Annotated in this window: 21 protein-coding genes and 1 riboswitch; of the genes, 7 read left to right on the forward strand and 14 right to left on the reverse strand. The window is 73.8% G+C overall.

The features are described from left to right. Window positions 1-16: 16 nt before the first annotated feature. On the forward strand, window positions 17-535 hold the full coding sequence (locus Q1A09_RS07145) for a hypothetical protein (protein WP_299952968.1): 519 nt from the start codon (window positions 17-19) through the stop codon (window positions 533-535). Between the two features lie 68 nt (window positions 536-603). Further along, the gene (locus Q1A09_RS07150) at window positions 604-1,224 is read left to right on the forward strand and encodes a pyridoxamine 5'-phosphate oxidase family protein (RefSeq protein WP_299952970.1); all 621 of its coding nucleotides are present in this window, start codon (window positions 604-606) and stop codon (window positions 1,222-1,224) included. On the opposite strand, the gene Q1A09_RS07155 is transcribed toward Q1A09_RS07150, so the two are convergent. The 4 genes from Q1A09_RS07155 to Q1A09_RS07170 form a co-directional block, all read right to left on the reverse strand. Next, complete coding sequence (locus Q1A09_RS07155; RefSeq protein WP_299952972.1) at window positions 1,209-1,937, reverse strand: aspartate/glutamate racemase family protein; 729 nt, start codon at window positions 1,935-1,937, stop codon at window positions 1,209-1,211. The genes Q1A09_RS07150 and Q1A09_RS07155 overlap by 16 nt on opposite strands. A 2-nt stretch (window positions 1,938-1,939) precedes the next feature. Beyond that, window positions 1,940-3,265 (reverse strand): serine hydrolase, encoded by a 1,326-nt coding sequence (locus tag Q1A09_RS07160; RefSeq protein ID WP_299952973.1) that lies wholly within the window; start codon window positions 3,263-3,265, stop codon window positions 1,940-1,942. Window positions 3,266-3,273: 8 nt separating this feature from the next. Beyond that, window positions 3,274-3,615 carry a DUF3817 domain-containing protein gene (locus tag Q1A09_RS07165; protein WP_299952975.1) on the reverse strand — a complete coding sequence of 114 codons (342 nt, stop codon included), beginning with the start codon at window positions 3,613-3,615 and terminating at the stop codon, window positions 3,274-3,276. Between the two features lie 196 nt (window positions 3,616-3,811). Further along, window positions 3,812-4,960, reverse strand: a complete 1,149-nt coding sequence (locus Q1A09_RS07170; RefSeq protein ID WP_299952977.1) for a C40 family peptidase — start codon at window positions 4,958-4,960, stop codon at window positions 3,812-3,814. A 16-nt stretch (window positions 4,961-4,976) separates the two neighbouring features. Next, window positions 4,977-5,132: riboswitch (cyclic di-AMP (ydaO/yuaA leader) on the reverse strand. A 447-nt stretch (window positions 5,133-5,579) separates the two neighbouring features. On the opposite strand from Q1A09_RS07170, the gene Q1A09_RS07175 reads away from it, so the two are divergent. The 3 genes from Q1A09_RS07175 to Q1A09_RS07185 all read left to right on the forward strand — a co-directional run bounded on the left by Q1A09_RS07175 (window position 5,580) and on the right by Q1A09_RS07185 (window position 8,500). After that, entirely contained in the window at window positions 5,580-6,032 is a 453-nt protein-coding gene (locus Q1A09_RS07175; protein ID WP_299952979.1) for a GNAT family N-acetyltransferase, read from the forward strand. Next, complete coding sequence (locus Q1A09_RS07180; RefSeq protein WP_299952981.1) at window positions 6,029-7,582, forward strand: NAD(P)/FAD-dependent oxidoreductase; 1,554 nt, start codon at window positions 6,029-6,031, stop codon at window positions 7,580-7,582. Before Q1A09_RS07175 ends, Q1A09_RS07180 begins: the two co-directional genes overlap by 4 nt. A gap of 84 nt (window positions 7,583-7,666) precedes the next feature. Then, a complete protein-coding gene (locus Q1A09_RS07185) occupies window positions 7,667-8,500 on the forward strand; it encodes a YhjD/YihY/BrkB family envelope integrity protein (protein WP_299952983.1) in 834 nt (277 codons plus the stop codon). Here the strand turns inward: Q1A09_RS07185 and Q1A09_RS07190 are convergent. From Q1A09_RS07190 to Q1A09_RS07200, 3 genes are all read right to left on the reverse strand, one after another. Continuing rightward, window positions 8,491-9,072 carry a putative glycolipid-binding domain-containing protein gene (locus Q1A09_RS07190; RefSeq protein ID WP_299952984.1) on the reverse strand — a complete coding sequence of 194 codons (582 nt, stop codon included), beginning with the start codon at window positions 9,070-9,072 and terminating at the stop codon, window positions 8,491-8,493. The genes Q1A09_RS07185 and Q1A09_RS07190 overlap by 10 nt on opposite strands. 93 nt (window positions 9,073-9,165) lie before the next feature. Next, window positions 9,166-10,020, reverse strand: coding sequence for a PPK2 family polyphosphate kinase (locus tag Q1A09_RS07195; protein ID WP_299952985.1), 855 nt, complete (start codon window positions 10,018-10,020; stop codon window positions 9,166-9,168). Window positions 10,021-10,042: 22 nt separating this feature from the next. Beyond that, a complete protein-coding gene (locus tag Q1A09_RS07200; protein WP_299952987.1) occupies window positions 10,043-12,112 on the reverse strand; it encodes a UvrD-helicase domain-containing protein in 2,070 nt (689 codons plus the stop codon). Between the two features lie 100 nt (window positions 12,113-12,212). Between Q1A09_RS07200 and Q1A09_RS07205 the strand changes: the two genes are divergently transcribed. After that, entirely contained in the window at window positions 12,213-12,944 is a 732-nt protein-coding gene (locus tag Q1A09_RS07205) for a PRC and DUF2382 domain-containing protein (RefSeq protein WP_299952988.1), read from the forward strand. Window positions 12,945-13,287: 343 nt separating this feature from the next. Here the strand turns inward: Q1A09_RS07205 and Q1A09_RS07210 are convergent, their stop codons facing one another. The 7 genes from Q1A09_RS07210 to Q1A09_RS07240 all read right to left on the reverse strand — a co-directional run bounded on the left by Q1A09_RS07210 (window position 13,288) and on the right by Q1A09_RS07240 (window position 23,480). Continuing rightward, complete coding sequence (locus tag Q1A09_RS07210) at window positions 13,288-13,464, reverse strand: hypothetical protein (RefSeq protein WP_299952990.1); 177 nt, start codon at window positions 13,462-13,464, stop codon at window positions 13,288-13,290. Window positions 13,465-13,657: 193 nt separating this feature from the next. Further along, window positions 13,658-16,801: an RHS repeat-associated core domain-containing protein gene (locus Q1A09_RS07215; protein WP_299952993.1), complete on the reverse strand. Its 3,144-nt coding sequence runs from the start codon at window positions 16,799-16,801 to the stop codon at window positions 13,658-13,660. 668 nt (window positions 16,802-17,469) lie between these two features. Beyond that, window positions 17,470-18,162, reverse strand: coding sequence for an alpha/beta hydrolase (locus Q1A09_RS07220; RefSeq protein WP_299952994.1), 693 nt, complete (start codon window positions 18,160-18,162; stop codon window positions 17,470-17,472). Window positions 18,163-18,285: 123 nt separating this feature from the next. After that, complete coding sequence (locus Q1A09_RS07225) at window positions 18,286-18,951, reverse strand: acVLRF1 family peptidyl-tRNA hydrolase (RefSeq protein WP_299952996.1); 666 nt, start codon at window positions 18,949-18,951, stop codon at window positions 18,286-18,288. Window positions 18,952-18,961: 10 nt separating this feature from the next. Beyond that, on the reverse strand, window positions 18,962-20,221 hold the full coding sequence (locus tag Q1A09_RS07230) for an alpha/beta fold hydrolase (RefSeq protein ID WP_299952999.1): 1,260 nt from the start codon (window positions 20,219-20,221) through the stop codon (window positions 18,962-18,964). Further along, a complete protein-coding gene (locus Q1A09_RS07235) occupies window positions 20,221-21,435 on the reverse strand; it encodes an MFS transporter (RefSeq protein ID WP_299953000.1) in 1,215 nt (404 codons plus the stop codon). The genes Q1A09_RS07230 and Q1A09_RS07235 overlap by 1 nt, the downstream gene beginning before the upstream one ends. 230 nt (window positions 21,436-21,665) lie before the next feature. Further along, a complete protein-coding gene (locus Q1A09_RS07240; protein WP_299953002.1) occupies window positions 21,666-23,480 on the reverse strand; it encodes a phosphoenolpyruvate carboxykinase (GTP) in 1,815 nt (604 codons plus the stop codon). Window positions 23,481-23,659: 179 nt separating this feature from the next. On the opposite strand from Q1A09_RS07240, the gene Q1A09_RS07245 reads away from it, so the two are divergent. Next, a complete protein-coding gene (locus Q1A09_RS07245; protein WP_299953005.1) occupies window positions 23,660-24,829 on the forward strand; it encodes an NADH:flavin oxidoreductase/NADH oxidase in 1,170 nt (389 codons plus the stop codon). Window positions 24,830-24,878 lie beyond the last annotated feature (49 nt).

Below are 24,878 nucleotides of genomic sequence, written 5' to 3' on the forward strand. Positions count from 1 at the left end.
CGGGTAGGCCGCGATCATGGCGAAGCGGACAGCGATCGGGACCATCGGCACGGGCCGCCGCGGGATCAGCACGCTGGGGTGGGTGCTGCGCGGCGCGGCCGCCGGTGCGGCCGGCACGACGGCGCTCAACGCGGTCACCTACCTGGACATGGTGGTGCGCGGGCGGGGCAGCAGCTCGACGCCGGAGCAGACCGTCGAGGCGCTGGCCGACAAGGCGCACGTGCAGATCCCCGGCGACGAGGAGACCCGGCAGAACCGGGTGTCCGGACTCGGCCCGCTCACCGGGCTGTTCGCCGGTGTCGGGACCGGGGTCGCCGTCGGCGTGGCCCGCGCCGCCGGCTTCCGGTCCCGGCCCGCCGTGGGCACCGCCCTGATCGCCGGCGGGGTGCTGGTCGCCGCCAACGGGCCGATGACCGCCCTGGGCATCACCGACCCGCGCACCTGGTCGGCGAGTTCCTGGCTGAGCGACCTCGTGCCGCACATCGCCTACGCCGCGGTCGTGAAGACGACGATGGACGCCTTCGATCGGCTCTGACGGGACACCCCGGCTGCGAGCACGCCCAGGAGCACGCCTCGGACGCAGCCGGGGGCCAGACTGGCCGGGTGGACGAGATCACCACCGAGGCCGAGCTCCGCGAGCTGATCGGTGAGCCGCTGCCCCGGGCCGCGACCAAGGACCGCCCGTCGCTCGACGAGGTCGACCGCCAGTGGCTGGCGGCCTCACCCTTCTGCCTGGTGGCGACGTCGTCCGCCGACGGCAGCTGCGACGTCTCGCCCAAAGGCGACCCGCCCGGGTTCACCGTCGTCCTCGACGACCGGACCATCGCGTTGCCGGAGCGGGCCGGCAACCGCCGCGCCGACGGGTTCCGCAACATTCTGTCCAACCCGCACGTCGGGCTGATCTACCTGGTGCCCGGGCGCACCGACACCTTCCGGGTGCAGGGCCGGGCCCGGCTGGTGCGCGACGCGGACCTGCTCGACCGGATGGTGGTGCGGGGCAACCGGCCGCTGCTGGCGATGGTGGTGGAGATCGAGTCGGTCTTCTTCCACTGCGCCAAGGCGTTCATGCGGTCCCGGCTCTGGGACCCGGCCAGCTGGGACGCCGACGACCTGCCCACCCGGGCCCAGATCGCGCACGCGCAGGAGGCGGCCGCCACCCCGCTGGCCGAGCTCGAGCGGTACTACGGCGAGCAGTACGCCGCCGGCCTCTACCCGACCGCCTGATCGTCTCCGGCCAGCGCCGCGGTGACCGCGGCCTCCGCATGCAGCCGGGTGGTCGGGAAGACCGGCACCGGGCTGTCGGCCTGGCCGATCAGCAGCTCGATCTCCGTGCACCCCAGCACGACGCCCTGCGCACCGGCGTCGACCAGCCGCCGGATGACCTCGCGGTAGGCGGCCCGGGACTCCTCCCGGACGACGCCCACGCACAGCTCGTCGTAGATGACCCGGTGCACCAGGGCCCGGTCGTCGGCCGGCGGGACCAGCACCCGCAACCCGTGGCCGGCCAGCCGGTCCCGGTAGAAGTCCTGCTCCATGGTGAAGGCGGTGCCCAGCAGGCCGACCGAGTCGAGGCCGGCTGCCCGCACCGCTGCTGCCGTGGCGTCGGCCAGGTGCAGCAGGGGGATGCCGACGGCGTCCTGCACCTGATCGGCCACCTTGTGCATGGTGTTGGTGCACAGCAGCAGGAGCTCGGCGCCCGCCGCCTCGAGCCCGCGGGCGGCCTCGGCCAGCAGCTCACCGGCCTGCGCCCACTCCCCCGCGACCTGCAGCCGTTCGACCTCGGCGAAGTCCAGCGAGGCCAGCAGGCACCGGGCCGAGTGCAGCCCGCCCAGCCGTTCCCGCACCAGTTCGTTGACCAGCCGGTAGTACTCGGCGCTGGACTCCCAGCTCATCCCACCGAGCATCCCGATCACCCGCTGCCGCCGCACGGGCGACATGATCAACCCTGCCAGCCGCGCTCGTCCACCCCTCCGGGCACCGGGGCTCCGGGGTCGTAGGGGGTGCGGGTGAACACGAACGTCGCCAGGTCCAGGTGGTCGGGGGCGATCCGCAGCGTCTCGCCGGCGTAGTAGCCGTCCAGCCCGACCCAGGTGCCGTCGTCCCGGGCGGCGAACCGGCTGGCCCGCCCGGCCCGGCCGGGCAGCGGCCCCAGGTGCAGCAGCCCGCCGGGCTGTGCCCGCAGCACGTGCGGCGCCGGGCCCCAGAACCAGACGCCCAGCACCTCCAGCGGCACCGGCGGGACCGACGGCGTCCACGGCTCGACGATGCGGGGCTCGGCGGACCGGACGTCGGCGAGCAGTCCGGGCAGCAGCGGTTCGAGCCCGCTGGTGGTGTTGGCCAGGCTGACCGCGCCGAGCTGCTCGGCCCGGTCGACGAACACCCCGGCCAGGAACCCGGGCATCGACCCGCCGTGCCCGAGGAGGGTGTGACCGTCGACCCGGAGCACCTGCAGGCCCAGCCCGTACGCCGACCAGCCGGGTACCGAGGCGTCGACCCCGGCCGGCACCGTCATCTCCTCCAGCGTGGCCGGGGCGAGCACGTCAGCGGTATCGCCGAGCAGGAAGGCGGCGAACCCGGCCAGGTCGGTCAGGGTGGCCCAGAGCTGCCCGGCGGCGGCCATCACCCCGGCGTCGTGCTCGGGTTCGGGCAGCACCACGTCGGCCCAGGGGTGCACCGCCGATCCCTGCGCCGCCCGTCCGCTGGGCCGGGGCGTCGTGCGGGTCATGCCCAGCGGGGCGAGCACCTCGTCCCGGACGGCGTCCTCCCACGACCGGCCCCGGTGCCGGGCGACCAGCTCGCCGAGGAGACCGAAGCCCAGGTTGGAGTAGTGGAACCGCCGGGCCGCGCCGAGGACGACGTCGGCGCCGGTGAGCTGCAGGTCGGCCAGCGGCCCGCCGGGCACCCGCTCCCACCACCCGCCGGGGCTCTCCGAGGTCGCGCCGGCCAGGTGGGCGAGCAGCTGGCCGACGGTGCGGTCGCCCAGCGGCGTGCCGGGCACGTGCTGCTCCAGCAGGTCGTCGAGGCCGAGCCGGCCCTCGTCGCGCAGCCGCATCACCACCACGGCGGTGACGGTCTTGCTGATCGAGCCGAGCCGGTACTGGACGTCGGTGTGCGGCTCGGCGACGTCGCCGCGCCCGGCCGACCAGGCCAGTCCGCCGTCCCGGACGACGCCGGCGACCAGGCTCGGCGCCCGGCTGTCCCGCTGCACCCGGGCGGTGCGGGCGAGCAGCGTGCGGGCGGTGGCGGGGAGGACCGGCTCGACCACGGTGGGGCTCAGCGGACCGGCTCGGCGGCGTCCACCGGCAGCCGGCCGGTGCGGTGCGCCCAGCGCTCGAACCAGATGGTGACCAGCGGCGGGATCGAGGCCGCCAGGGCCAGCACGGCGGTGCGCGGCGTCCAGCGGAGCACCCGCCAGGCCAGCAGGGTGACCAGCACGTAGGCGACGAAGACCGCGCCGTGCACCGGACCGAAGACCTGCACACCGAGCTCGGAGGCGTTCAGCACCCGCTTGACGAACATGCCGGCCAGCAGCAGCACCCAGGACACCGCCTCGGCGATGGCGACGGCCCGGAAGGCGCGGGCGACGGTGCGCGGATCGGTCAGGGCGGCGGGCACGGTACTCCTCGGTGTCGGGCCGGTGGCGTCCCGACCATGGTGCCCGGCGCGAGCGTGCCGGGGCAGCGGCGGATGCGTGATCGTCACCACCGGGGCGTGGTGCGAGCGGGCCCGGCCGGCGGGCCCGGACGCGCCGGTGCCCCGGCCGCCGTCAGGCGACCGGGGCACCGGTGGGTGTCGCGGGGTGGTGCGGGTGTCAGCCGACCCGGCGCATCGCGGTGATGCTGCCCATGACGTCGATGCTGGCCACCTTGACCACGTCACCCGACGTCGGCGCGTGGACCATCTGGCCGTTGCCGATGTAGATGCCGACGTGGCTCACCGGGGAGTAGAAGGCGATGATGTCGCCCGGCTGCAGCTCGGACCGCGAGACGGCCCGGCCGACGGTGGCCTGCTGGCTGCTGCTGCGCGGGAGGTTGACCCCGGCGGCGGCGTAGGCGTACTTGACCAGGCCGGAGCAGTCGTAGGAACCCGGGCCGGTGGCGCCCCAGACGTAGGGCTTGCCGCGCTGGGCCATCGCCACGTTGACCGCGGTGGCGGCCGCGCCGCTGCCGGCCACGACCGGCGTGGACGCCGCCGGGGCAGCAGCCGACGACGACGAGGAGGACGACGAGGACGACGAGGACGACGAAGCGGACGGGCGGTCGGCCCGCGACGCCGACTGCGAGGCGTTGCGCTCGGCGGCGGCCGCGGCGACCGCTGCGGCGTGCTGCTCGGCGAGGACGCGGGCCCGCTCGCGCTCCTCGGCGGAGAGGCGGTCGTACTCGGCCTGGTACTCGGCGATCTGGGTGTTCAGGTCGGCCTGGCGGGCGGCGACCTCGTCGACCAGGGCCTTGGCGTCGGCGGCGGCCTTCTCGGCGGCGGCCTTGGCCTCGTCGGCGACGACGGTGGCCTCCTGGGCATCGCCCAGGATCTCGTTGTTGTGCCCGGCGATGCTGTCGAGCGTGCCCATCCGCTCGATCATCTGCTCGGCGGACTCGCTGGTGAGCATGGCCTGCAGCGAGGTCAGCTGCTCGCCGGTGAAGGCGCTGCGGGCGACCTCACGCACGTGGTCACGGGCCTCGACGACCGCGGCCTCGGCGGCCTTCAGCTCGGCGGCGGCCTTGGTCGCGGCGGCCTGCTGGGCGGTCAGCTGGTCGCTGGCGGCGTGCAGCTCCTCGGTGACGACCTCGAGGTCGTGACCGCGCTCGGCGATGAGGGCGGCGGCCTCCTGGGAGGTCTCCGGCGTTTCGGGAGCGGCGAGCGCGGGAAGCGGAGAGAGGGCGACGCCACTGGCGGCGACAACGGTGAACAGGACCCGGCGGCCGGAACGGCCACGCCGAGCAGAGGTGTGCGAACTCGCCATGTTCGGCGGGTGTGTCCTTTCTTCCACCTGCCGCCTACCGAGTTAGCTGACGGGTTCGGGCGGGAAGACGCCCGGCACCTCAGGGCCCGGATCGGGCCGCGAGGAGCTTCACCCCAGTGCTGCGGTGGGTCCCCGGTCCACGAGCCCGCGGGTGTCGCGGCGGGCCATGTGGTTCGGCGGCGGTCCTGTCGGTCGTCACCCGGGTGGGCGACTGCGTTGCCCGTCAGGACCGCTGGTGACCGTACGTGCGTTATGGGCTCGTGACAAACGGCTGGGCGCACTTTGTGCAGAAACTCCTGGCGTGTGCTGCAACACGCTCACCGAGCGTGACAAACATGCCGAGTTTCCGGTCCGCACCACGGAGCGCCCTGCCTCCGAAGGGTCGGTCGACGGCACGACACGCGACCCGACCTGGTCGCTCGGACCGCTGGTCGGGAGGGGGGCGACTCGTCGGGCGCGGCTGCGACACCCGGTCGTTGGCGCGCGATCCGTCACGCTCCGCGACCGCCGCGCTGACCCGCCAGCGGGCCGGGGAGAGGGCGCGCACAGCCGGCGGTCGGATGCCTGCTCGAGCCCGGCCCACGGTGGCAACGCGGCGGCGGCGCGCCAGGATGAACCCGTGCCGACCCTCTCCACCACCGCCTGGGACGACCCGGCCATCGCCGAGCTGACCGCCGCCCAGCAGGTCGAGCTGCGCGCCCGGTACGACGGGGCCGGCGAGCCCGGCGTGCCGCCGTCCGCCGCCGACGTGGCCGTCGTCCTGCTCGCCCGGGACGACGACGGGACGCCGATCGGCTGCGGCGCCCTGCGGCCGCTCACGGCGGACACCGCCGAGCTGAAGCGGATGTACGTCGTCCCCGCCGCCCGGGGCCGTGGGGTCTCCCGGCTGCTCCTCACCGCGCTGGAGGCCGCGGCGGTCGGTCGCGGCTGGCGGACACTGCTGCTGGAGACCGGCCCGCGGCAGCCCGAGGCCGTGGGGCTGTACACCTCGGCCGGCTACCGGTCGGTGCCGGCGTTCGGGCACTACGTCGACGACCCGTTCTCGCTGTGCTTCGCCCGGGAGCTGGCGTGAGCACCGCCGCCCGGTACGACGCCGTCGTCGTGGGCGGGGGCCACAACGGCCTGACCGCCGCGGCCTACCTGGCCCGGGCCGGCTGGTCGGTGCTGGTGCTGGAGCGGCGGGCCGGCCTCGGTGGTGCCGCGGTCAGCGAGCAGGTCTTCCCCGGGGTCGACGTCCGGCTCTCCGCGTACTCCTACCTGGTCAGCCTGCTGCCCGACCGGATCGTGTCCGACCTGCGCCTGCCGGTCCGGCTGCTCGACCGGCCGGTGGCCTCCTTCACCCCGCTGCTGCGCGGCGGCCGACCGGGCGGGCTGCTGGTCGAGCGGGACGAGGGGCCGGAGACGGCGGCGTCCTTCCGGGCGCTCACCGGCTCGGACGCCGAGCTCGCCGGCTGGCAGCGCTTCTACGGCCGGCTCGCCACCCTGGCCGAGGACCTCGCCCCGACGCTGACCGAGCCGCTGCCCAGCGAGGCGGAGCTCACCGCCCGGCTGCGCGACCCGGGGATCTGGCACGACCTTCGGCAGCGACCGCTGGCCGACGTGGTCGCCGACCACCTGACCGACGACGACGTGCGGGGCATCGCGCTCACCGACGGGCTGATCGGCACCTTTGCCGACGTGCACGCCGCCGACGGCCTGGCCGGGCGGTGCTTCCTGTACCACCTGGTCGGCAACGGCACCGGCCGATGGCGGGTGCCGGTCGGTGGGATGGGCGCGGTCAGCGGCGCCCTCGCCGACGCCGCGCGGGCCGGCGGCGCCACGCTGGTCACCCGGGCCACCGTCACCGCCCTGGACATCCGGACCCACGGCGTCACCGTGCACTGGACCGACGACGACGGGACGGCGCGCGCCGTGGACGCCGGCCACGTGGTGGGCGGTGCCGCGCCGGCGGTGCTGGACCAGCTGCTCGGCGCACCGTCGCCGACCCGCCCGTCCGGGTCGCAGCTGAAGATCAACATGGTGCTGCACCGACTGCCCGGGCTGCGGTCGGGCGCCGACCCGCACCGGGTGTTCGGCGGCACCGTGCACGTCGACGAGGGCGCCGGCCAGATCGATGCCGCGTACGCGCAGGCCGCAGCCGGGCGGCTGCCCGACGTCGTCCCGTTCGAGGTGTACTGCCACTCGCTCACCGATCCCTCGATCGTCGGCGACACCGGGCTGCACACCCTGACCCTGTTCGGGCTGCACACCCCGGCCGAGCTCTACGCCGCCGACCCGGCGGGCACCCGGGCGGAGGCGGTGCGGCGGGTCGTCGCCCAGCTCGACGCGCACCTGACCGAGCCGCTGGCCGGCTGCCTCGCAGTGGACGCCGACGGGCGGCCGTGCCTGCAGGCGTCCTCACCACTGGACGTAGAGGCGTCGCTGGCCATGCCGGGCGGGCACATCTTCCACGGCGACCTCTCCTGGCCGGTCGCCCTCGACCCGGCCCAGGCCGGCACCTGGGGCGTGACGACCGCGCACCCCCGGGTGGTGGCCGCCTCCTCCGGCGGCACCGTGCGCGGTGGCGCGGTCAGCGGCCTGGGCGGCTTCGCCGCCGTTCAGCACCTGCTCACCTCCCGCTGACCCGGACGACGGCCCGGGGCCGGCGCCGTGGCCCGACCGACGGCCCGGCGCGCGCAACCGGCAGCGGCGTGATCACCTGACCGGGTGCAGGTGGCGAGGGAGGCGCGGGGCCTGCTGGGGGCGGTACGGGGACGGCTGCGTGGCCGGGACACCGCGCTCATCGCCGCCGGGCTGACCTTCTACGCCGGGATCGCCGTCGTCCCGGCACTCGTGCTGTCGCTGGGGCTGACCAGCTGGGTGGCCGGTGCCGACACCGTGCACCGGCTGACCGACCGGCTGGTCCAGGTGCTGCCGCCCGAGCTGGGCGCCCCGGGCGCGGTGGCCCGGCTGGCTGAGGCCGGTACCGACCTCAGCCTGGTCGAGGCGCTGCTGACCCTGCTGCCGATCTCGCTGTACGGCGAGGGCCTGCGCCGGGCGCTGCTGCGGTTCAGCCCGGAGCACGACCGGTTCACCGCCTGGCGCGGCCGGCTGCTGGCGCTGCCGATGCTGCTGCTGGCCCCGCTGCTGATGTACCCGCTGCTGCTGGTCGCCGACCTGCTGGCCCGGCTGGCCGCCACCCCGGGGTTCGCCGCGGCGCTGGGCGGGTTCGCGGCCGGCTACTACGCGGTGCTGTTCGCCCTCACGTTCCCGCTGGTGTGGACCTTCCGGGTGGTCGCGGCCGGCCGGCTGCGCTGGCGGGCGGCGGTCGCCGGCGCGCTGTTCACCGCGGCCTCGCTGTCGGGGTTCCTGCAGGGGTTCGTGTTCTTCCTCGCCCTGCCGCTGGACCTGGGCGCGCCCTTCGGCGGGCTGACCGAGGTCGGCGGGGTGCTCGCCGTGGCGTTCTGGCTGTTCCTGCTGCAGTTCGTGGTGCTCTTCGGCTGGCTGGCCACCCAGGCGCTGGACGAGCGGATCACCCGCGGGACGCCGGCTCAGAGCTGACGGACGGCGGTGCCCGGGTAGTCGAGCACCAGCCCGGCCGGGTCGAACACCAGCTGGCAGCTGAAGTCCGACGCCGGGGACTTGTAGTGGTACTGCTGGTGCGGCCCGTCGTCGTGCAGCCGGGTGTAGGACTGCTCCAGCCGGTCGACGCCCAGGCCGACGGCGCGCACGAACGCCGCCGGGGCCGACGCGCGGCGGCCGACCGCCAGGGCCAGCCGGTGCACCGGCAGCGCGTTGGTCATCACCGAGCACTCCAGGTCGACGTCCTGGCAGCCGTCCAGGTCCGGGGCCGGCAGGCCGTCGACCAGCCACCGCGCGTCGCCGACCGCCTCCAGCACGGTGCTGCGCGGGCCGGCCGGGGAGCGCCCGGCGACCGCGGCCCGGCGGGTGGACCAGTCGCCGTCCAGGTCGAGCAGGTACTCCACCGTCCACGGCACGCCGTCGGTCACGGCGGTGGTGCAGCCGGCGACCTGGACACCGCCGGGGGTCCGCTGGAAGTGCACGACCTCGAAGCCGGTGCGCGCCTGGTGGTGGCGCCACGCGGCGGCGTACGGCAGCTCGGCGAAGGTCACGCGTGCGTCCCGTCCTCGGCTCGGCGGGAGGGCGCCCGCTCGGTGGGCTGGGCTACCCGGCGGTACGGCGGGGCACACCCCTGCTCAGGGTGGTCAGCCGGTGACCGGGTGCTCCTCGATCAGCCGGTCGCGCTGCTCGGCGACGTCCCAGGTGGGCTCGGGCAGCCGCGGGTCGAGCTCCTCGACCGTCTCCAGCAGCAGCCGGCCCACCGCCCAGTTGCGGTACCACTTGCGGTCGGCCGGCACGACGTACCAGGGCGCGGTGCCGGTGCTGGTGCGGTCCAGCACCGTCTCGTAGGCGCGCTGGTAGGCCGGCCACAGCGCGCGGTCGTCGAGGTCGGCGGGGTCGAACTTCCACCGCTTGGCCGAGTCGTCGAGCCGGGCCAGCAGCCGCTGCTTCTGCTCCCACGGCGACAGGTGCAGGAAGACCTTGACCAGGGTGACGCCCTCATCGACGAGCTGCTGCTCGAACCGCACGATCTCCTTGTACCGCCGCTCGATGACCGCCGGCGTCGCCAGCTCGCGCACCCGGCCGACCAGCACGTCCTCGTAGTGCGACCGGTCGAAGACGCCGAGCATCCCCGGCCCGGGCACCGCGCGACGCACCCGCCAGAGGAACCCGTGCCGCAGCTCCTCGGGCGTCGGCCGCTTGAAGCCGGCCACCGCGACACCCTGCGGCTGCACGGCGCCCACCACGTGCCGGACGACGCCGCCCTTGCCGCTGGTGTCCATCCCCTGCAGCACCAGCAGCACCCGGCGGCGGCCGCCGGTCACCCCCTCGGCGTACAGCTGCTCCTGCAGCTCGGCCAGCCGCCGCCCCTCGGCTGCCGCGACGTCCTTGGTGCGCTCCTTGTCGCCGGGGGCCTGCGGCGTCGACCGCGGGTCGAGATCGGCGAGGGCGACCGGGGCAGCGGGTGCGCGCAGCGCTGTGCGCAGGGAGTCGGCCATCACCGCAGCCTAGGGACCCGCCTCAGCCGGCGAGCTGGGCCGGCAGCTGCTCCCGGTGCAGCACGACCAGCGTGCTCACCGCCCGGGTGAGGACGACGTAGAGCCGGTGCAGCCCGCGCGGCTCGGCGGCGACGATCGCCGCCGGCTCCACGACCACGACCGCGTCGAACTCCAGGCCCTTGGCCAGGGTCGCCGGCACCACCGAGACGCGGGTGGTCTCCGCGCCGTCGTCGGTGAGCGCGGCGACGTCCAGGCCGGCGCCGACGAGGAGGTCGACCACCTCGGCCACCGAGACGTCGGCGCAGACGACGCCGGTCGAGCCCTCCCCTGCCGCCAGCTCCCGGACCACCTCCACCAGCGGCTCGGCTAGCAGCGCCACCGGCCGCAGCCGCAGCGAGCCCGGCTCCCGGCGCACCGCGGTGGCCTGACCCAGGCCGGGAGCGAGCGAGGGCAGCAGCCGGTTGGCGAAGTCGAGCACCTCCCCGGGCACCCGGTAACCGCGGGTCAGCGGGCGCACGACGGTGTCCGGGCGGCCCAGCGCGGTCAGCGTCTGCGACCAGTCGGCCACCGACCAGGGGCTGGTGGCCTGGGCCAGGTCGCCGAGCACGGTCAGCGACCCGGCGGCCAGCCGGCGGGCGATCGCCCGGCACTGCATCGGGGAGAGGTCCTGCGCCTCGTCGACGACCACGTGCCCGTAGCCGGGCGTCCGCTCCAGCATCCCGGCCACCTCGTCGACCAGCACGGCGTCGGCCGGGGTCCAGCGGGCGGCCCGCACCGAGCGCGGCGGCTTCGGCCAGTGCAGCAGCGCCTGCTCCTCCGCGGTGAGCACGCCGTTCGCCGCCCGGGCCAGCCGCTCGGGGTCGGTGAACAGGTCGTGCACCAGCCCGGCGGCGTCCACCGCGGGCCAGACGGCGTCGCAGAAGGCGCGCACCTCGGCGCTGCGGGCGCACCGGCGGGTCTCGGCGTCCGTCGGGCTGCCGCCGCCGGCCTCCTTGAGCCGGCGGGCGTACTCGGCCAGCCCCATGGCCAGCCGCTCCCGGCCGGCCGCGTAGTGCACCAGCTGCTGCTCGTCGACGCCGCTGGTGCCGGCGCGGCGCAGGTCGTCGACGAAGCGCTTGAGCCGGTCCTCCCCGATCCGGTACTTCCGGCCCGACAGCGTCACCTGCACCGACTCCACCGGCTTGCGGACGCCGCTCCACAGCGCCCGCCGCAGCACGTCGGCCAGCCGCGGGTCGCCCTTGAGGACGGCGACCTCCGGAGCGTCCTGCGCCCGCACCGTCACCCGCGCGGTGAGGCTCTCCACCGTCGCCTGGTCGACCTCCACCTCGCCGAGCGCGGGCAGCACCTGCTCGATGTAGCGGAGGAAGGCCTTGTTCGGCCCGACGACCAGCACGCCGGTGCGGGCCAGCTGCTCGCCGTGGGTGTAGAGCAGGTAGGCGGCCCGGTGCAGCCCGACCGCGGTCTTGCCGGTGCCCGGTGCGCCCTGCACGCAGATCGACTCGGTCAGCGGAGCCCGGACGATGTCGTCCTGGTCGGGCTGGATGGTGGCCACGATGTCGCGCATCGGGCCGCTGCGCGGGCGCTCGATCTCCTGCCGCAGGATGTCGCCGGTACCGCCGTCGTCCTCGCCCTCGGCGAGGTGCTCGTCCTCGTAGCTGGTGAGCGCGCCCTCGGCGAAGCCGAACCGGCGCCGGCGGGCCAGGCCCTGCGGTTCGGTGGCGCTGGCCTGGTAGAACGGCCGGCTCATCGGCGCCCGCCAGTCGATCACCACCGGGTCACCGGCGGCGTCCCGGACGTGCCGGCGGCCGATGTGGAAGGTCTCCGCCACCCCGTCCGGCCCGGACCCGGCGGCGCCGTCGGTGCGGCCGAAGAACGCCGGGACGCCGGGGTCGTGGGCCAGCGAGCGGAGCCGCTCGGCGCGGGCGGCGCCCAGCCGCTCGGAGGCCCAGGCGTCGACGCCGGCGTCGGCGGTCGAGACCGCGGCGGAGCGCATCTGGGTGAGGCAGTCGGCGGCGCGGAGCAGGTGGTCGCGCTCAGCGGCGAGGACGGGGTCGGCGGTGGTCTGGGTTCCTTCGGCGGCGGCAGCAGACACGGTCGGAGGACGTTACGCGCGGCCGGCGAGCAGGCCAACCGACTTCCCGGCCGACGCGCCGAGGATGGTTAGACCCCGGGGTTCCGGATCATCCACAGGCATGGCCAGTGACTCCGCTCTGCCCCCAGTCATCGGGGCGATCGCCGACGACCGGGACGGGACGCCCCTCGGCACGGTCACCGCCGTCTTCCTGGACGACGTGACCGGGCAGCCCACCTGGGTCGGGCTGACCCCGGGCCTGCACGCACACCCCGACACCGACGAGGTGCCGGTCATCGCACCGGTCGCCGGTGTCGACTTCACCGACGGGCGGCTCCGGCTGCCCGTCTCCGCGGCCGCCGTCGGGGCAGCGCCCCGGGTGGCGCAGCCCGACCGGCTCACCCCGGCCGAGGAGACCACCCTGCGGGCGCACTACGCCGGCACCCGCCCCTCAGCCTCGTCCGGGACAGCGTCGGACGGCGCGATGACCCGCGCCGAGGAGCAGCTGGACGTGGCCACGGTCGTGGAGCCGTGGACCCGCGCGGTGCTCCGGATCGAGGAGGTCACCGAGGAGGTCATGGTGCCGGTGACCGTGACCCGGCAGCGCGCCCGGATCGAGCACCTGCCGTTGACTTCTCGCGACAGCGCCCGGGACGCCGGCGCCCCGGGCACCCAGCGGGAGACCAGCACCGGCGGGTGGGTGACCCTCTACGCCGACGAGCCGGTGGTCACCGTCGAGCGGCGGCCGGCGGAGCGGGTGCGGCTGGCCACCTCGTGGGTCACCGAGCAGACCACCGTCTCCGACCAGCTCCGCAAGGAGCAGGTCGAACTGACCACCACCGACACCGTCTGAACCGAGACGACCAGTCTTGTGCCGACAGCTGTCGACCCCCAGGACCGCGTCCGGGGCCACCGGCGATCACCTGTCAACTCGACCGATCTCCGCGTCACCGACCTGCACTCACCACTAGTTCTTGCTAGTTCCGAGGTTGGCAATGACGGGGCTCGCGACGCGCCGACCGACGTCAAGCACCCGTCGAGGTCTCGAGTAATCGCCACCTGTCCACCCTTCACTCAGGGTGTTGCAAGCACCGCCTGAAGCCAACACTTGAAATCAGGCCTCGCGGTCGAAGGTGTGCGCACCCGCGCGTCCGTTGGCGTTCCAGATGGGCAGGTAGAACTCGAGCAGAGCAGGATCAAGGTGCCGAGCCTCTCCGCGACGCTGCCATCAGCAGCACCGTGAGAGCGATCGCTGCCGCGACAGCCAGCACTGCACCAATGAACTGAGCCGCTCCGCCATCCGCCTTGAGTGCAACCGTGACACCCACGCCAAGGGCCACCAGGGGGACGAGTGTGGAGACCAGGATGGCCACTCGAGGCCACCCTTTGGGCACTGGTTCGCTCGGGACTGCGGGAGCTAAAAGCACTAGCACCGCGATTCCCATCACCAGTACACCAGTCACCACCACAGACCACTCTTGCGCGAGCAGACCAAATACCGCACCCACTGCTGCTAGCGCAGCAGCTATCGCTATAGCAAATCGGGAACTCATCTCATCCTCTCGATCAGAAGCACTGGTCGAGAACGAGAAGGTCCGACCCTATGGAAGTCGCCCCCAGGCTAGCGACCGCAACGTAAGCACCAGCCGATGCTCCTAGAGTGAACGGGGCCGCCGCGAATGCCCCTAGTGCTCCAACCGCGACGAGGCTTGTACCCAAGCATCCCAGGAAGCTTTCGCCAGTCGGATCCACATAGTTGACAGGATTTCCACCAGCGTATTCGTAGCGGTTGGCGCGGGTGGGGTCGGCGAGGGTTTCGAGGGCGTCTTGTTGGGTGAAGCGGCCGGTGTTGGGGTCGTACCAGCGCTGGCCGAACTTGATGAGGTTGCTGGTGTAGTCGTAGGTGCCGCCGGCGTAGCGGAAGGGGTTGACCCGGACGACGCCGGTGCTGGGGGAGGCGGCGATGGTGACTTCGCCGGAGGGGTCGTAGTCGTAGAGCCCGGTGGTGTTGCCGTCCTGGTTGATCAGGGCAGTGGTGGAGCCCAGGCCGTCTTCGGCGTAGTAGTGCGTCTGGCCGGTGAACGCCCGGATCGCGACGGGTGTGCCGTTGGGGTCGTGAGCGATGTAGGAGGTGCCGCCCTCGGCGTTGTATGCCCCGATGAGGGGCAGGCCGTTGGCGTCGTTGCGTCCGTAGGTGATGGTCCGGGTGTCACCGGGCTTGGCCATGGTGAGCATCTCGACCTGGTTGGTGCCGGCGTAGCTGTAGGTCGCCCGGCCGGCGGCACTCTCACGCTGGGTCATCTGCTCGGTGGCGTTGTAGGTGATCGTGCCCAGCTCTGGGGAGGAGGTCGTGTTGCCGGATTCGTCGTGGGCGTAGCCGGTCATGGTGAGCTGGTCGGCTGCGTTGACGGTCTGGGTGTCGACGACGGCACCGTTCTTGGTCTGCTGGGTGCGGTTGCCGTTGACGTCGTAGCTGTAGGTGAAGGTGTCTCCGCCGGGGGTGGTGGCGGAGGTGAGCCGGTTGGCGGTGTCGTAGCAGTAGGTGGTGGTCAGCCCGGTGGTGTGGTCGGTCATCGACTGCCGCAGGGCGGTGTCGGTGCCTTCGGGCTGGCCGCCGCTGCACGCGGTGCCGTTGGAGGCGTAGGTGTAGGAGAGGTCGCTGGGCCGGGTGGCGTCGTTGGAGGTGCCTGACCAGGGGTTGGAGGTCGAGGTCCACACCCGGGCCACGCGGCCGGCCGCGTCGTAGTCGGTGCGGGTGTGTGCGGCCCAGCGGGTGTGGCCGGCGTTGACGTTGGTCCAGGTGTCGGTGCGGCGGCCGTCGGCGTCGTACCCGAAGTCGATGAGCTGGTTGTTGGGCAGCGTCATCCGGGTGACGAGGTTGCGGTGGTCGTAGGCGTAGGTGGTGGTGCCGCCGGGGTCGGTGGCGGTGACCAGGTTGCCGGTCTTGTCGTAGCTGTACTCGAGGGTCAGGTCGTTCATCGAGTGCACCCGGGAGGTGAGCCGGCCCAGCGGGTCGTAGCTCATGGTGGTGGCGCCCGAGGGGTCCAGGCGCGAGGTGAGCCGGCCGGCGTCGTCGTAGTCGTAGGTGACGGCGCCGCCGCCGTTGCTGGTGGCGGTCTTGGTGAGCCGGTCCAGGGCGTCGTAGGTGTAGGTCTGGGTGATCCCTCGCCCGGAGGTGTAGGTGCGCATCCGGCCGAACTCGTCGTAGGCGTAGGCGCGGGCTTCCAGGGTGCTGTCGGCCGGCGGGGTGATGCCGGTCAGCTGCTTGTTGGCGTCGTAGGTGTAGCTGGTGACCGCACCCGACGGGCTGGTGGCGGTGGCCACGGTGCCGTCGGTGTTGTAGGTGACCGTGGCCTGCACGCCGTCGGCGTTGGCCGCCGACAGCCGGTTGCCGGCGCCGCTGTAGGTGTAGGTGGAGGCGTTGCCCTGGGCGTCGGTGCCACTGGAGGGCTGGAACTGGGCGGGGCCGCTGTTGCCGTAGCTGAACGAAGAGGTGGCCCCGGTCGCGCCGGTGACCCCGGTGAGTGACTCCCCGCTGTTGACTGCGGCGTCGTAGCCGAAGCTGGTGGAACCGGCCGAGTCGCTGGCGCTGGCCACGTCCAGCAGCGGGGTGTAGCTGGCCTCCCGGACGTTGCCGGTGGGGTCGGTGGCCTTGGCGATGAGCTTCATGCCGTCGGTGGTGTGCTCGTAGCTGGTGTGCGGCACCTTGGTCGCGTCACCACCCTGGCCGGTGTTCGGGTCGGCCATCGCGGTGGCGGTGTCGCTGTAGGTGAACCGGGTCACCGCCGGCACTCCGGCCTCGCCGGTGGGCTGGGTGATGGTCAGCACCCGGCCGAGGCCGTCATAGGTGAAGCGGGTGACCGCTCCGCCGGGGGCGGTGACGGCGTTGAGGTTGCCCTGGCTGCCGTGGTCGAAGCGGGTGACCCGGCCGAGGGCGTCGGTGATCGAGGCCAGCTGGCCGGCGCTGTTGTAGGAGTAGCTGGCCCACCGGGGACTGCCGCCCCGCTCGTACTGCGGGTTCTGCTGGATCCGGGTGATGCGCTTGCTGCCGGAGGCGGTGCTGACCTTCAGGGTGCGGGCGGTCACCGGCCCGGAGTCGCCGACGATGGAGGTGAGTGCGGCGCCGTTGTAGGTGAAGGTGGTGGCGTTGCCGTTGCGGTCGGTGAGCGCGGTGAGCTGGCCGGCGGCGTTGAACGTCCGCTTGTCGGCCGAGGCGTGGTCGGTCAGCGTCCACCCGGCGCGACTGTTGCCGGTCAGGGTCATCTTGAACCCGGCCGGGGAGGAGTAGGTGTCACCGCCGGCGGGGAGGAACACCCCGGTCAGCCCGTTGTCGCCGTAGTAGGTGACCGCCCCGGTGATGCCCTCGTGGCGCAGGTACACATCCGAGCCGGTGGACAGCCGCCAGCCCGAGCTCAGCGAGGTCGAGAACCTCGTGCCGGCCCGACTGGTGCTGTTGTAGACCGAGCCCACCGACAGGTCCCCGGCCACGCGGGGAACGGTGAGCTGCGGGGTGCTCACCATCAGGTTGCCGCTGCCGACGTCGACCTGGGCGTTGATCTGGTCGCCGATAGTGAACGGCACCCGAGAGGCACCAGGCCGGGGGCCGATGCCGACGTCGGGGGACACCTGGCTGGTCAGCGTCGCCGAGCTGGTGCAGCCGGTGCTGTCGCAGTGCTCGGCGCGGTACTCGTAGGGCTGCTGGATGCTCAACCTGCCCGCAGCGAAGCACTTCCGGTCGCCCCGCTCACAGTGGGCACGCTGACGGTGGCACCGTCGAGCAGGTCCCACGTCGCAGAGCCCACGGTGCGGGCATAGAACTTCAATGACGCCGAGCCGGTACCGGGGGTCGTGGTCGCCGCGCGCAGCACCGGCCGCACCGACTCGGTGAACGCCGGCGACACGTTCGGGGGGCTGGCCGGGGCGGCCGATACGGCGGATGCCTGCCCCATCACCACCGCGGCGGTGACGGCGCCGACCGTGGCCAGCCGGCGGACCCGCGCACGAGCACGCCCCCCGCCAGGGGACGAAGACAGCAGAGGACCAGGAACGAGCACGGCACACCTCACCGGAGACGCAGGAAGTCGGATCGAACGACGTGCGATCGCCCCGGCCGGAGGCGCTCAGATCGAGACCTTGGCAGTAGCTGTGAGTCAGCGCAAGGTCGCGTTGCGTCCAATCTGGCTGCGCACACAATGTGGCTGCTTTCTTACTCTGTGCTGATATCGGCGCGCTGACCAGCGAAGATTTCTGAACCCACAGGTCTCGGATGGAAGTCGATGCCGGAGCGAGCCGTTCCGTGTCATCGGCTCGGCGCCAGTCCGCAGCCTCCGGCCTGACCAACTCGTCGACTGCGATGGCCTCGCCCTTTCGGCGCCCCCTCAGGCCCGGCCTGCCGGGCTGCCGAGCCACCAGTCCAGGCCGGCGGTGACCAGCTCCGGCGTGACCGCGTGCCCACCGTCGAACTCCCCGTAGGTGACGTCGTAGCCGTCGGCCAGCAGCTCGGCGGAGACCCGCCGGCCGCACCGGTCGACCGGCAGCACCCGGTCGTGCGTGCCGTGGCTGACCCAGAACCGCGGCCGGCCGTACCGGCCGGGCGAGGAGACGAAGCCCGGGGAGAAGGCCAGCACCTCCGGTGCCAGCTCGCCGTTGGCCACCCCGATGGACAGCGCGTAGGACGCGCCGTCGGAGAAGCCGGCCAGCGCCACCCGGGTGACCGGCGTGGTGGTGAACACCTGCGCCAGCGCGGCGTCCAGGACGGCGACGTCCCGCCCCAGGCCGCCGGCGATCAGGTCCCAGGTGCTGGCCGCCGCGGTGGGCGCCAGGACCAGCACCCCGCGGGCGGCGGCGAACGCGCCGACGGCGGCCAGCGACTGCTCCGCCGTCCCGCCCGCGCCGTGGAAGAAGACCAGCAGCGGCCGGGGCACCGGCTCGCCCGGCGGGACGCCGAGCAGCACCTCCGCCTCCGGTCCCAGGTCCAGCCGGGAGACCCCGGGACCGGGCGCCGTCCCGGTCGGCTGCTGGGTGGGGCGGCTGTCGAGGCGGCCGTCCGCCGCGCGCGAGGAAGGAGACACCGCACTCCCCTACCCCGGACGACGCGCCCGCACGGCCCGGGGGGAAGGTGGGGTGACGGGCGACCCGTGGCGGCTCCCGGGCCTGGACAGTGGGGCGGTGGACCAGCGGGTGCGGTGACCCGGTCAGCGGTCGGTGGGCTCCACGATGTGCACCCGGACGGCGCGGAACTGGGCCGGGGTGGTCAGCAGCACGGCCTTGGTGGGCTCGCCGACGTCCAGCGGGCCCAGCCGTGGCAGCTCGGCGAGCGGGCGCAGCCGGGGGTCGGTGAGCACCTCGGCGGCCAGGCCCTTGTCCCCGCCGGTGGCCAGTGCGAGCACCTCGCCGGCGTGCGGCAGCAGCACCCGGGCAGCGGTGTCCGCGGCGTGGCTGACGACGGCGTCGGTCTGGTGGCCCCGCCGCCGGGCGAACCGCTGCTGCGACCAGCCGCCGGCCGCGGTGCGCCCCTGCACCTGCCGGGCGTCGACCTTGGAGACCACCAGCTCCGGGCCGTCGAACACCCCCACCGCCCAGCGGCCACGCCGCACCAGCAGGACGGCGGTCCGCCGGGGCACCCGGGCCGCCGCGGTGAACGCGGTCAGCGGCGCCGGATCCGGCGTCCAGCCGTAGGGGGCGGTCAGCACGACGGTGGTGCTGTCCTGGCAGGTCACCGTGAGCACGCCGGCGTCGTCGGCCCGCACGTCGGTGAAGGCGCCGTGCCGCTGCGCGACGCCGTCGAGCCAGCGGTCCAGCCGTTCGGGCGCGACGCCGAGCACCCGGCCCCCGCCGGCGGCAGGCCGGGGGCCCGTCACGAGGGCAGCATCACGGGTGGTCGGCGCGCCAGGCCAGCAGCCGGTCGAGCACGTCCCCGGTGCGCAGGCCGTCGTGCTCGAACTCGTTGGTCACCCAGGTGCGCACGTTGCCCACCCGGGCCGCGGTCTCCAGCGACAGCCCGGCGTCGACGTACATGTCGTCGGCGTAGACGGCCGCGTCGACCGGGACGTCGTTGTCCGCCAGCCGCGCCGGGTCGTAGAGCGGCGGGAACTCCGGCACCTCGGCCAGCGCGTGCGCCGCCGGGCCGAAGGGCCGCAGCGACGCGACCTCGTCGAACATCCAGGGGAAGACCATCTCGCCGGTGAACAGCAGCGGACGCCGGTCCGCGTCGAACTCCGGCCCGCGCTCGGCCTCCGCCGCCCACCCCGTCGCCCCGGGGCCGCTGGCGTAGATGACCTCCTGCAGCGTCATGTACAGCGGGTTGTCCCAGTAGGAGGTGCGCTGCGCGACGGCGTCCAAGAACCCGTCGGAGAGCTCGCTGTCGGTGTCGAACGCCTCGTCGAGCAGCCAGTGCAGCTCCTCGGCTCCGGACAGGGTGCCCAGCGCGTGGCCGAGGGTCTGCAGCCGCCGCACGGTGAGCCGGTCGCCGTCGGGCAGGTGCACCGGGGCGGCGTCCAGCCGGTCGGCGACCGCCGCCAGCCGGCCCGCGTCGGCGGGGTACCGGGCGGAGAACTGCCGGTTCTTCGCCGCCACCCGCGGCCAGGTGCGCCGGTAGACCTCCCGGGGGCCGGCGGTGAGGCCGGCCAGCCCGCCGGTGACCAGGCAGCGGTCCAGCGCCTCGGGGGCGGTGGACAGGTAGCTCAGCGTCAGGAAGCCGCCGTAGCTCTGCCCCAGCGTCGTCCACCGCCGACCGCCGTAGACGGTGCGGCGCAGCTCCTCGGCGTCCCGGACGATCGAGTCGGCCCGGAAGGCCAGCAGGTGGCGCGCCGCATCCGCCGGGTCGGGGAAGGCGCTGATCCGGCGCCCGGTGACCCGGGAGCTGCGGCCGGTGCCCCGCTGGTCGAGCAGCACCACCCGGAAGTCGCGCAGCGCCCGGTCGAGCCAGCCGCCGGTGGTGGGCCGGGGCGCCTTGCCGCCCGGCCCGCCCTGCAGGAAGAGCAGCAGCGGGAGGTCGTCGTCCCGGCGGTCGGGGGCGACCAGCTCGCGGGCGAAGACGGTGATCGTGCCGGCGTCCGGGTCGCCCCAGTGCAGCGGCACCGGCACCTCGTGCTCCCGGACGAGCGCACCGGGGATCGCGTACCCGGCCATCAGCGGGCCAGCGCCGCGGTGGCGGCGTGCTCGGCGGGGACGTGCAGGCAGCGCTGCCCGAACGCCACCGCGATCGCGGCCAGCCCGGCGGCGACGGTGGCGACCAGGAAGCTGGCGTTGGCGCCCACCGAGTCGACGATCTTCCCGGCCGCCGAGGCACCGACCGCCACGCCCAGGGCGAGGGCGGTGCCGATCCAGGTGAACGCCTCGGTCACGGCCGACCGCGGCACCAGCACCTCCGCCAGCGTGAACGCGCTGATCAGCGAGGGCGAGACGGCGATGCCGGCGAGCACCACCACCGGCAGCATCACCCAGTAGCTGGAGATCAGCGCCAGCGGCACGGTCAGCACGGTCAGCACCGCCAGGGCCGCGACCAGCCGGTGGCGCAGCGGCACCTTCCAGTGCACCGTGCCCCAGCCGATGCCGGCCAGCATCGACCCGGCGGCCAGCCCGGCGATCAGCAGCCCGGACAGCGAGCGGGCGCCCACCTCGTCGGCGAAGGCGACCAGCCCGATCTCCAGACTGCCGAGGATCGCCCCGACGGCGGCCCCGACCACGAACAGCACCCGCAGGCCCTGCACCCGCATGGCCGAGGCCCCGCGGCGGTGCTCGTGCTCGGCCGGGGGCGGCTCGGTGTGGCCCTGCGCGGCGAACAGCAGGCTGCCGACCGCGGCCAGGGTGAAGGCGGTGACCACGCCGGAGGTGGTGTGCCCGGTGGTGGACAGGAAGGTGACCAGCACCGGCCCGACGATGAAGACGAACTCGTCGACCACCGACTCCATCGCCAGCGCGGTGGGCAGCCGGGGCGTACCGCGCAGCAGGTGCGTCCAGCGCACCCGGATCATCGAGGAGACCGGCGGGATGCTCGCCCCGGCCAGGGCCGCGGTGAGGAAGACGCTCCACAGCGGCCAGTCGGCGCGCACGGAGAACAGGAAGCCGACGCCGGAGACGACGAAGATAGCCAGCACCCCGAGCAGCACCCGGCGCTGGGCGTGGGTGTCGGCGAGCCGCCCGATGAACGGCCCGGAGATCGCCGTGGCCACGGCCCCGACCGCGGCGACCGCACCGCCCAGCCCGTAGGAGCCGGTCTCGGACTGGACCAGCAGCACGCTGCCCAGCCCGATCATCGACAGCGGCAGCCGCCCGATGAACGCCGCCAGCACCATCGGCAGGGCGTGCGGGGTCCGCAGCACGTGCAGGTACGGGTTGGGCACGAGCGAACTGGCTCCGGGGTGTGGGGGATGCCTCGGGACGGGCGGGCCGCCGTCACGCTAACCGACCGGACGCCCACCCGCGGGACGACGCGGACGATGTCGTCTCCGACGGCGACGAGGCCCCGCCCCCGACCACGCTGTCGGGGAACGGGGCCTCGTCCGAGGGCCAGATCGGCGTGGCGACGCTGCCACGCCGTCCGACCCGGTCCAGGGGCTGGGCCGGCCAGGAGCTAGGCCAGGCGGCTCTTGAGGATCTCCAGCTCGTCCCACATGGTGCTGGGCAGCTTGTCGCCGAACTTCTCGAACCACTCGGTGATCTGCGGGACCTCGGCCTGCCACTCGTCCTTGTCCACGCGCAGGGCCTGCTCGACCTGCTCGCGGGTCATGCCGAGCCCCGAGACGTCCAGCGAGTCCGGCGTCGGCACGTGACCGACCGGGGTCTCCTCGGCGGCCGCGGTGCCCTCCAGCCGCTCGACGACCCACTTGAGCACCCGGCTGTTCTCCCCGAAGCCCGGCCACAGGAAGCCGCCGTCGGCGTCCCGGCGGAACCAGTTCACGTAGAAGATGCGCGGCAGCTTGCTGGCGTCGTGCTGCTTGCCGGTGTCGACCCAGTGCTGGAAGTAGTCACCGGCGTTGTAGCCGATGAACGGCAGCATGGCGAAGGGGTCGCGGCGGACGACGCCGACGGCGCCGGTGGCCGCAGCGGTCGTCTCCGAGGAGAGCGTCGCGCCCATGAACACGCCGTGGTTCCAGTCCCGCGCCTCGCTGACCAGCGGGATCGTGGTCTTGCGGCGGCCACCGAACAGGATCGCCGAGATCGGCACGCCCTGCGGGTCCTCGTACTCCGGCGCCAGGATCGGGCACTGGGTGATCGGCGTGCAGAACCGGCTGTTCGGGTGGCTGGAGGGCTCGTCGGACTCCGGCGTCCAGTCCCGGCCCTTCCAGTCGGTGAGGTGGGCGGGGGCGTCGTCGGTCATCCCCTCCCACCAGACGTCGCCGTCGTCGGTCAGCGCGACGTTGGTGAACACCGAATTGCCCTGGTCGATGGTGCGCATCGCGTTCGGGTTGGTGTCCCAGCCGGTGCCCGGGGCGACGCCGAACAGGCCGTACTCGGGGTTGAGGGCGTAGAGCCGGCCGTCCTCGCCGAAGCGCATCCAGGCGATGTCATCGCCCAGGGTCTCGACCTTCCACCCGGGGATGGTCGGCTCGAGCATGGCCAGGTTGGTCTTCCCGCAGGCCGAGGGGAAGGCGGCGGCGACGTAGTAGGTCTTCTGCGCCGGGCTGGTCAGCTTGAGGATCAGCATGTGCTCGGCGAGCCAGCCGTCGTCGCGGGCCATCACCGAGGCGATCCGCAGCGAGTAGCACTTCTTCCCCAGCAGCGCGTTGCCGCCGTACCCCGAGCCGTAGGACCAGATGGCCCGCTCCTCGGGGAAGTGCACGATGTACTTGGTGTCGCTGCACGGCCACGGGACGTCGGTCTGGCCGGGCTCCAGCGGGGCGCCGAGGGAGTGCATGGCCGGCACGAACGGGCGGTCGGTGCCCATCGCCTCGAGCACCCGGGAGCCGATGCGGGCCATCACCCGCATGGAGACCACGACGTACTCGGAGTCGGTCAGCTCGACGCCGAACATCGGGTTCTCGGCCTCGACCGGGCCCATGCAGAACGGGATGACGTACATGGTGCGGCCGCGCATGCACCCGCGGTACAGCTCGGTCATCACCGCCTTCATCTCGCCCGGGTCCATCCAGTTGTTGGTCGGGCCGGCGTCGGCCTCGTCGACCGAGCAGATGAAGGTGCGGTCCTCGACCCGGGCGACGTCACTGGGGTCGGAGGCGCAGTGGAACGAGTTGGGCTTCTTCTCCAGCCGGGTGAAGGTGCCGGCCTCGACCAGCTTCGTGGTCAGGCTCTCCCACTCGGCGTCGCTGCCGTCGACCCAGACCACCTGGTCAGGCATGGCCAGCTCGGCCATCTCCCGCACCCAGGCGAGGAGGTGGGCGTGCGTGGTGGGGGCGTTCTCGAGACCGGGGGTGGCCACGGAAGTCACGGCGTCTCCTCCTTCGGGGCGCACCGGCGCGGGCGCCGACGCTTGCTCACGGGCGGTCCCCCGGCCGCAGCGTCGGGGCCGGGGAATCAGGTGAGACTACTCGTATAGGACGTCTACCTGCAGTGTGACGTGGGTCGCCCCTGGGATGCCGGACGGCGGCCGCCTGGTTGGGTGGCACCGTGACCGGACCTCACCTGCTGCAGCCCCTGACCCTGCGCGGGGTCACCCTCCCCAACCGCCTCGCCGTCGCCCCGATGTGCCAGTACAACGTGACGGACGGCGTCGTGGGCGACTACCACCTGGTGCACCTGGGCCGATTCGCCCTCGGCGGCTTCGGCCTGGTGATGGTGGAGGCCACCGGCGTCACCGCCGACGGGCGGATCAGCCCCGGCGACGTCGGCCTGTGGGACGACGGGCAGGTGCCCGGCCTGGCCCGGGTCGCCGCCTTCCTCCGCGAGCACGGCAGCGTCCCGGCGATCCAGCTCGCCCACGCCGGCGGCAAGGCCAGCACCCTGCGCCCCTGGGACGGCAGTGGTCAGGTCACTCCCGAGAACGCCCGCCCCGGCGACGTGCCGTGGACGCCGGTCTCCCCCAGCGGCGTGCCGATGGGCGAGGGCTGGTCGGCCCCGCACCCGCTGTCGCTCGAGGAGCTGGACGGCGTGCGCGAGGCCTTCGTCGCCGCGGCCCGCCGCTCGCTGGCCGCCGGCTACCAGGTCGTCGAGGTGCACGCCGCCCACGGCTACCTGCTCAACCAGTTCCTCTCCCCGCTGACCAACACCCGCACCGACGCCTACGGCGGCTCCCGGGAGAACCGGATGCGGTTCCCGCTGGAGGTGGTCGCCGCCGTCCGCGAGGTGTGGCCGACCGACCTGCCGCTGATGGTGCGGGTCTCCGCCGTCGACGCCACCCGCGACGGGGTCACCCTGGAGGACACCATCGCCTTCGCCCGCGAGCTCAAGGCGCTGGGCGTGGACGCGATCGACGTCTCCGGCGGCGGCATCGGGCCGGGCTGGGAGCACCCGATCGGCTACGGCTACCAGGTGCCGTTCGCCGCGGCGATCCGCGAGCAGGCCGACATCCCGACGATGGCGGTCGGGCTGCTGGTCGACCCGCAGCAGGCGGAGGCGGTCGTCGCCGGCGGGCAGGCCGACCTGGTCGCCGTGGCCCGCGAGGCGCAGGACGACCCGAACTTCGCCCTGCACGCCGCCCGGGCGCTGACCGGCTCCTACGAGACCTACCCGGTGCAGGCCGGCCCGCGCCTGGCCTCCCGTGACCGGCTGCTCGGCCGACTGGGCCCGTGGACCGGCCCGGACCCGGTCCAGGTCGAGCAGCCCACCGCCCAGGCCTGACGGCGGCCCACCCTCGCGGCCACCGGCTGAGGGTGGCGCGAGCCCGCGG

It is taken from the genome of uncultured Modestobacter sp., assembly GCF_947486615.1.
In the GTDB taxonomy this organism is placed as follows: domain Bacteria; phylum Actinomycetota; class Actinomycetes; order Mycobacteriales; family Geodermatophilaceae; genus Modestobacter.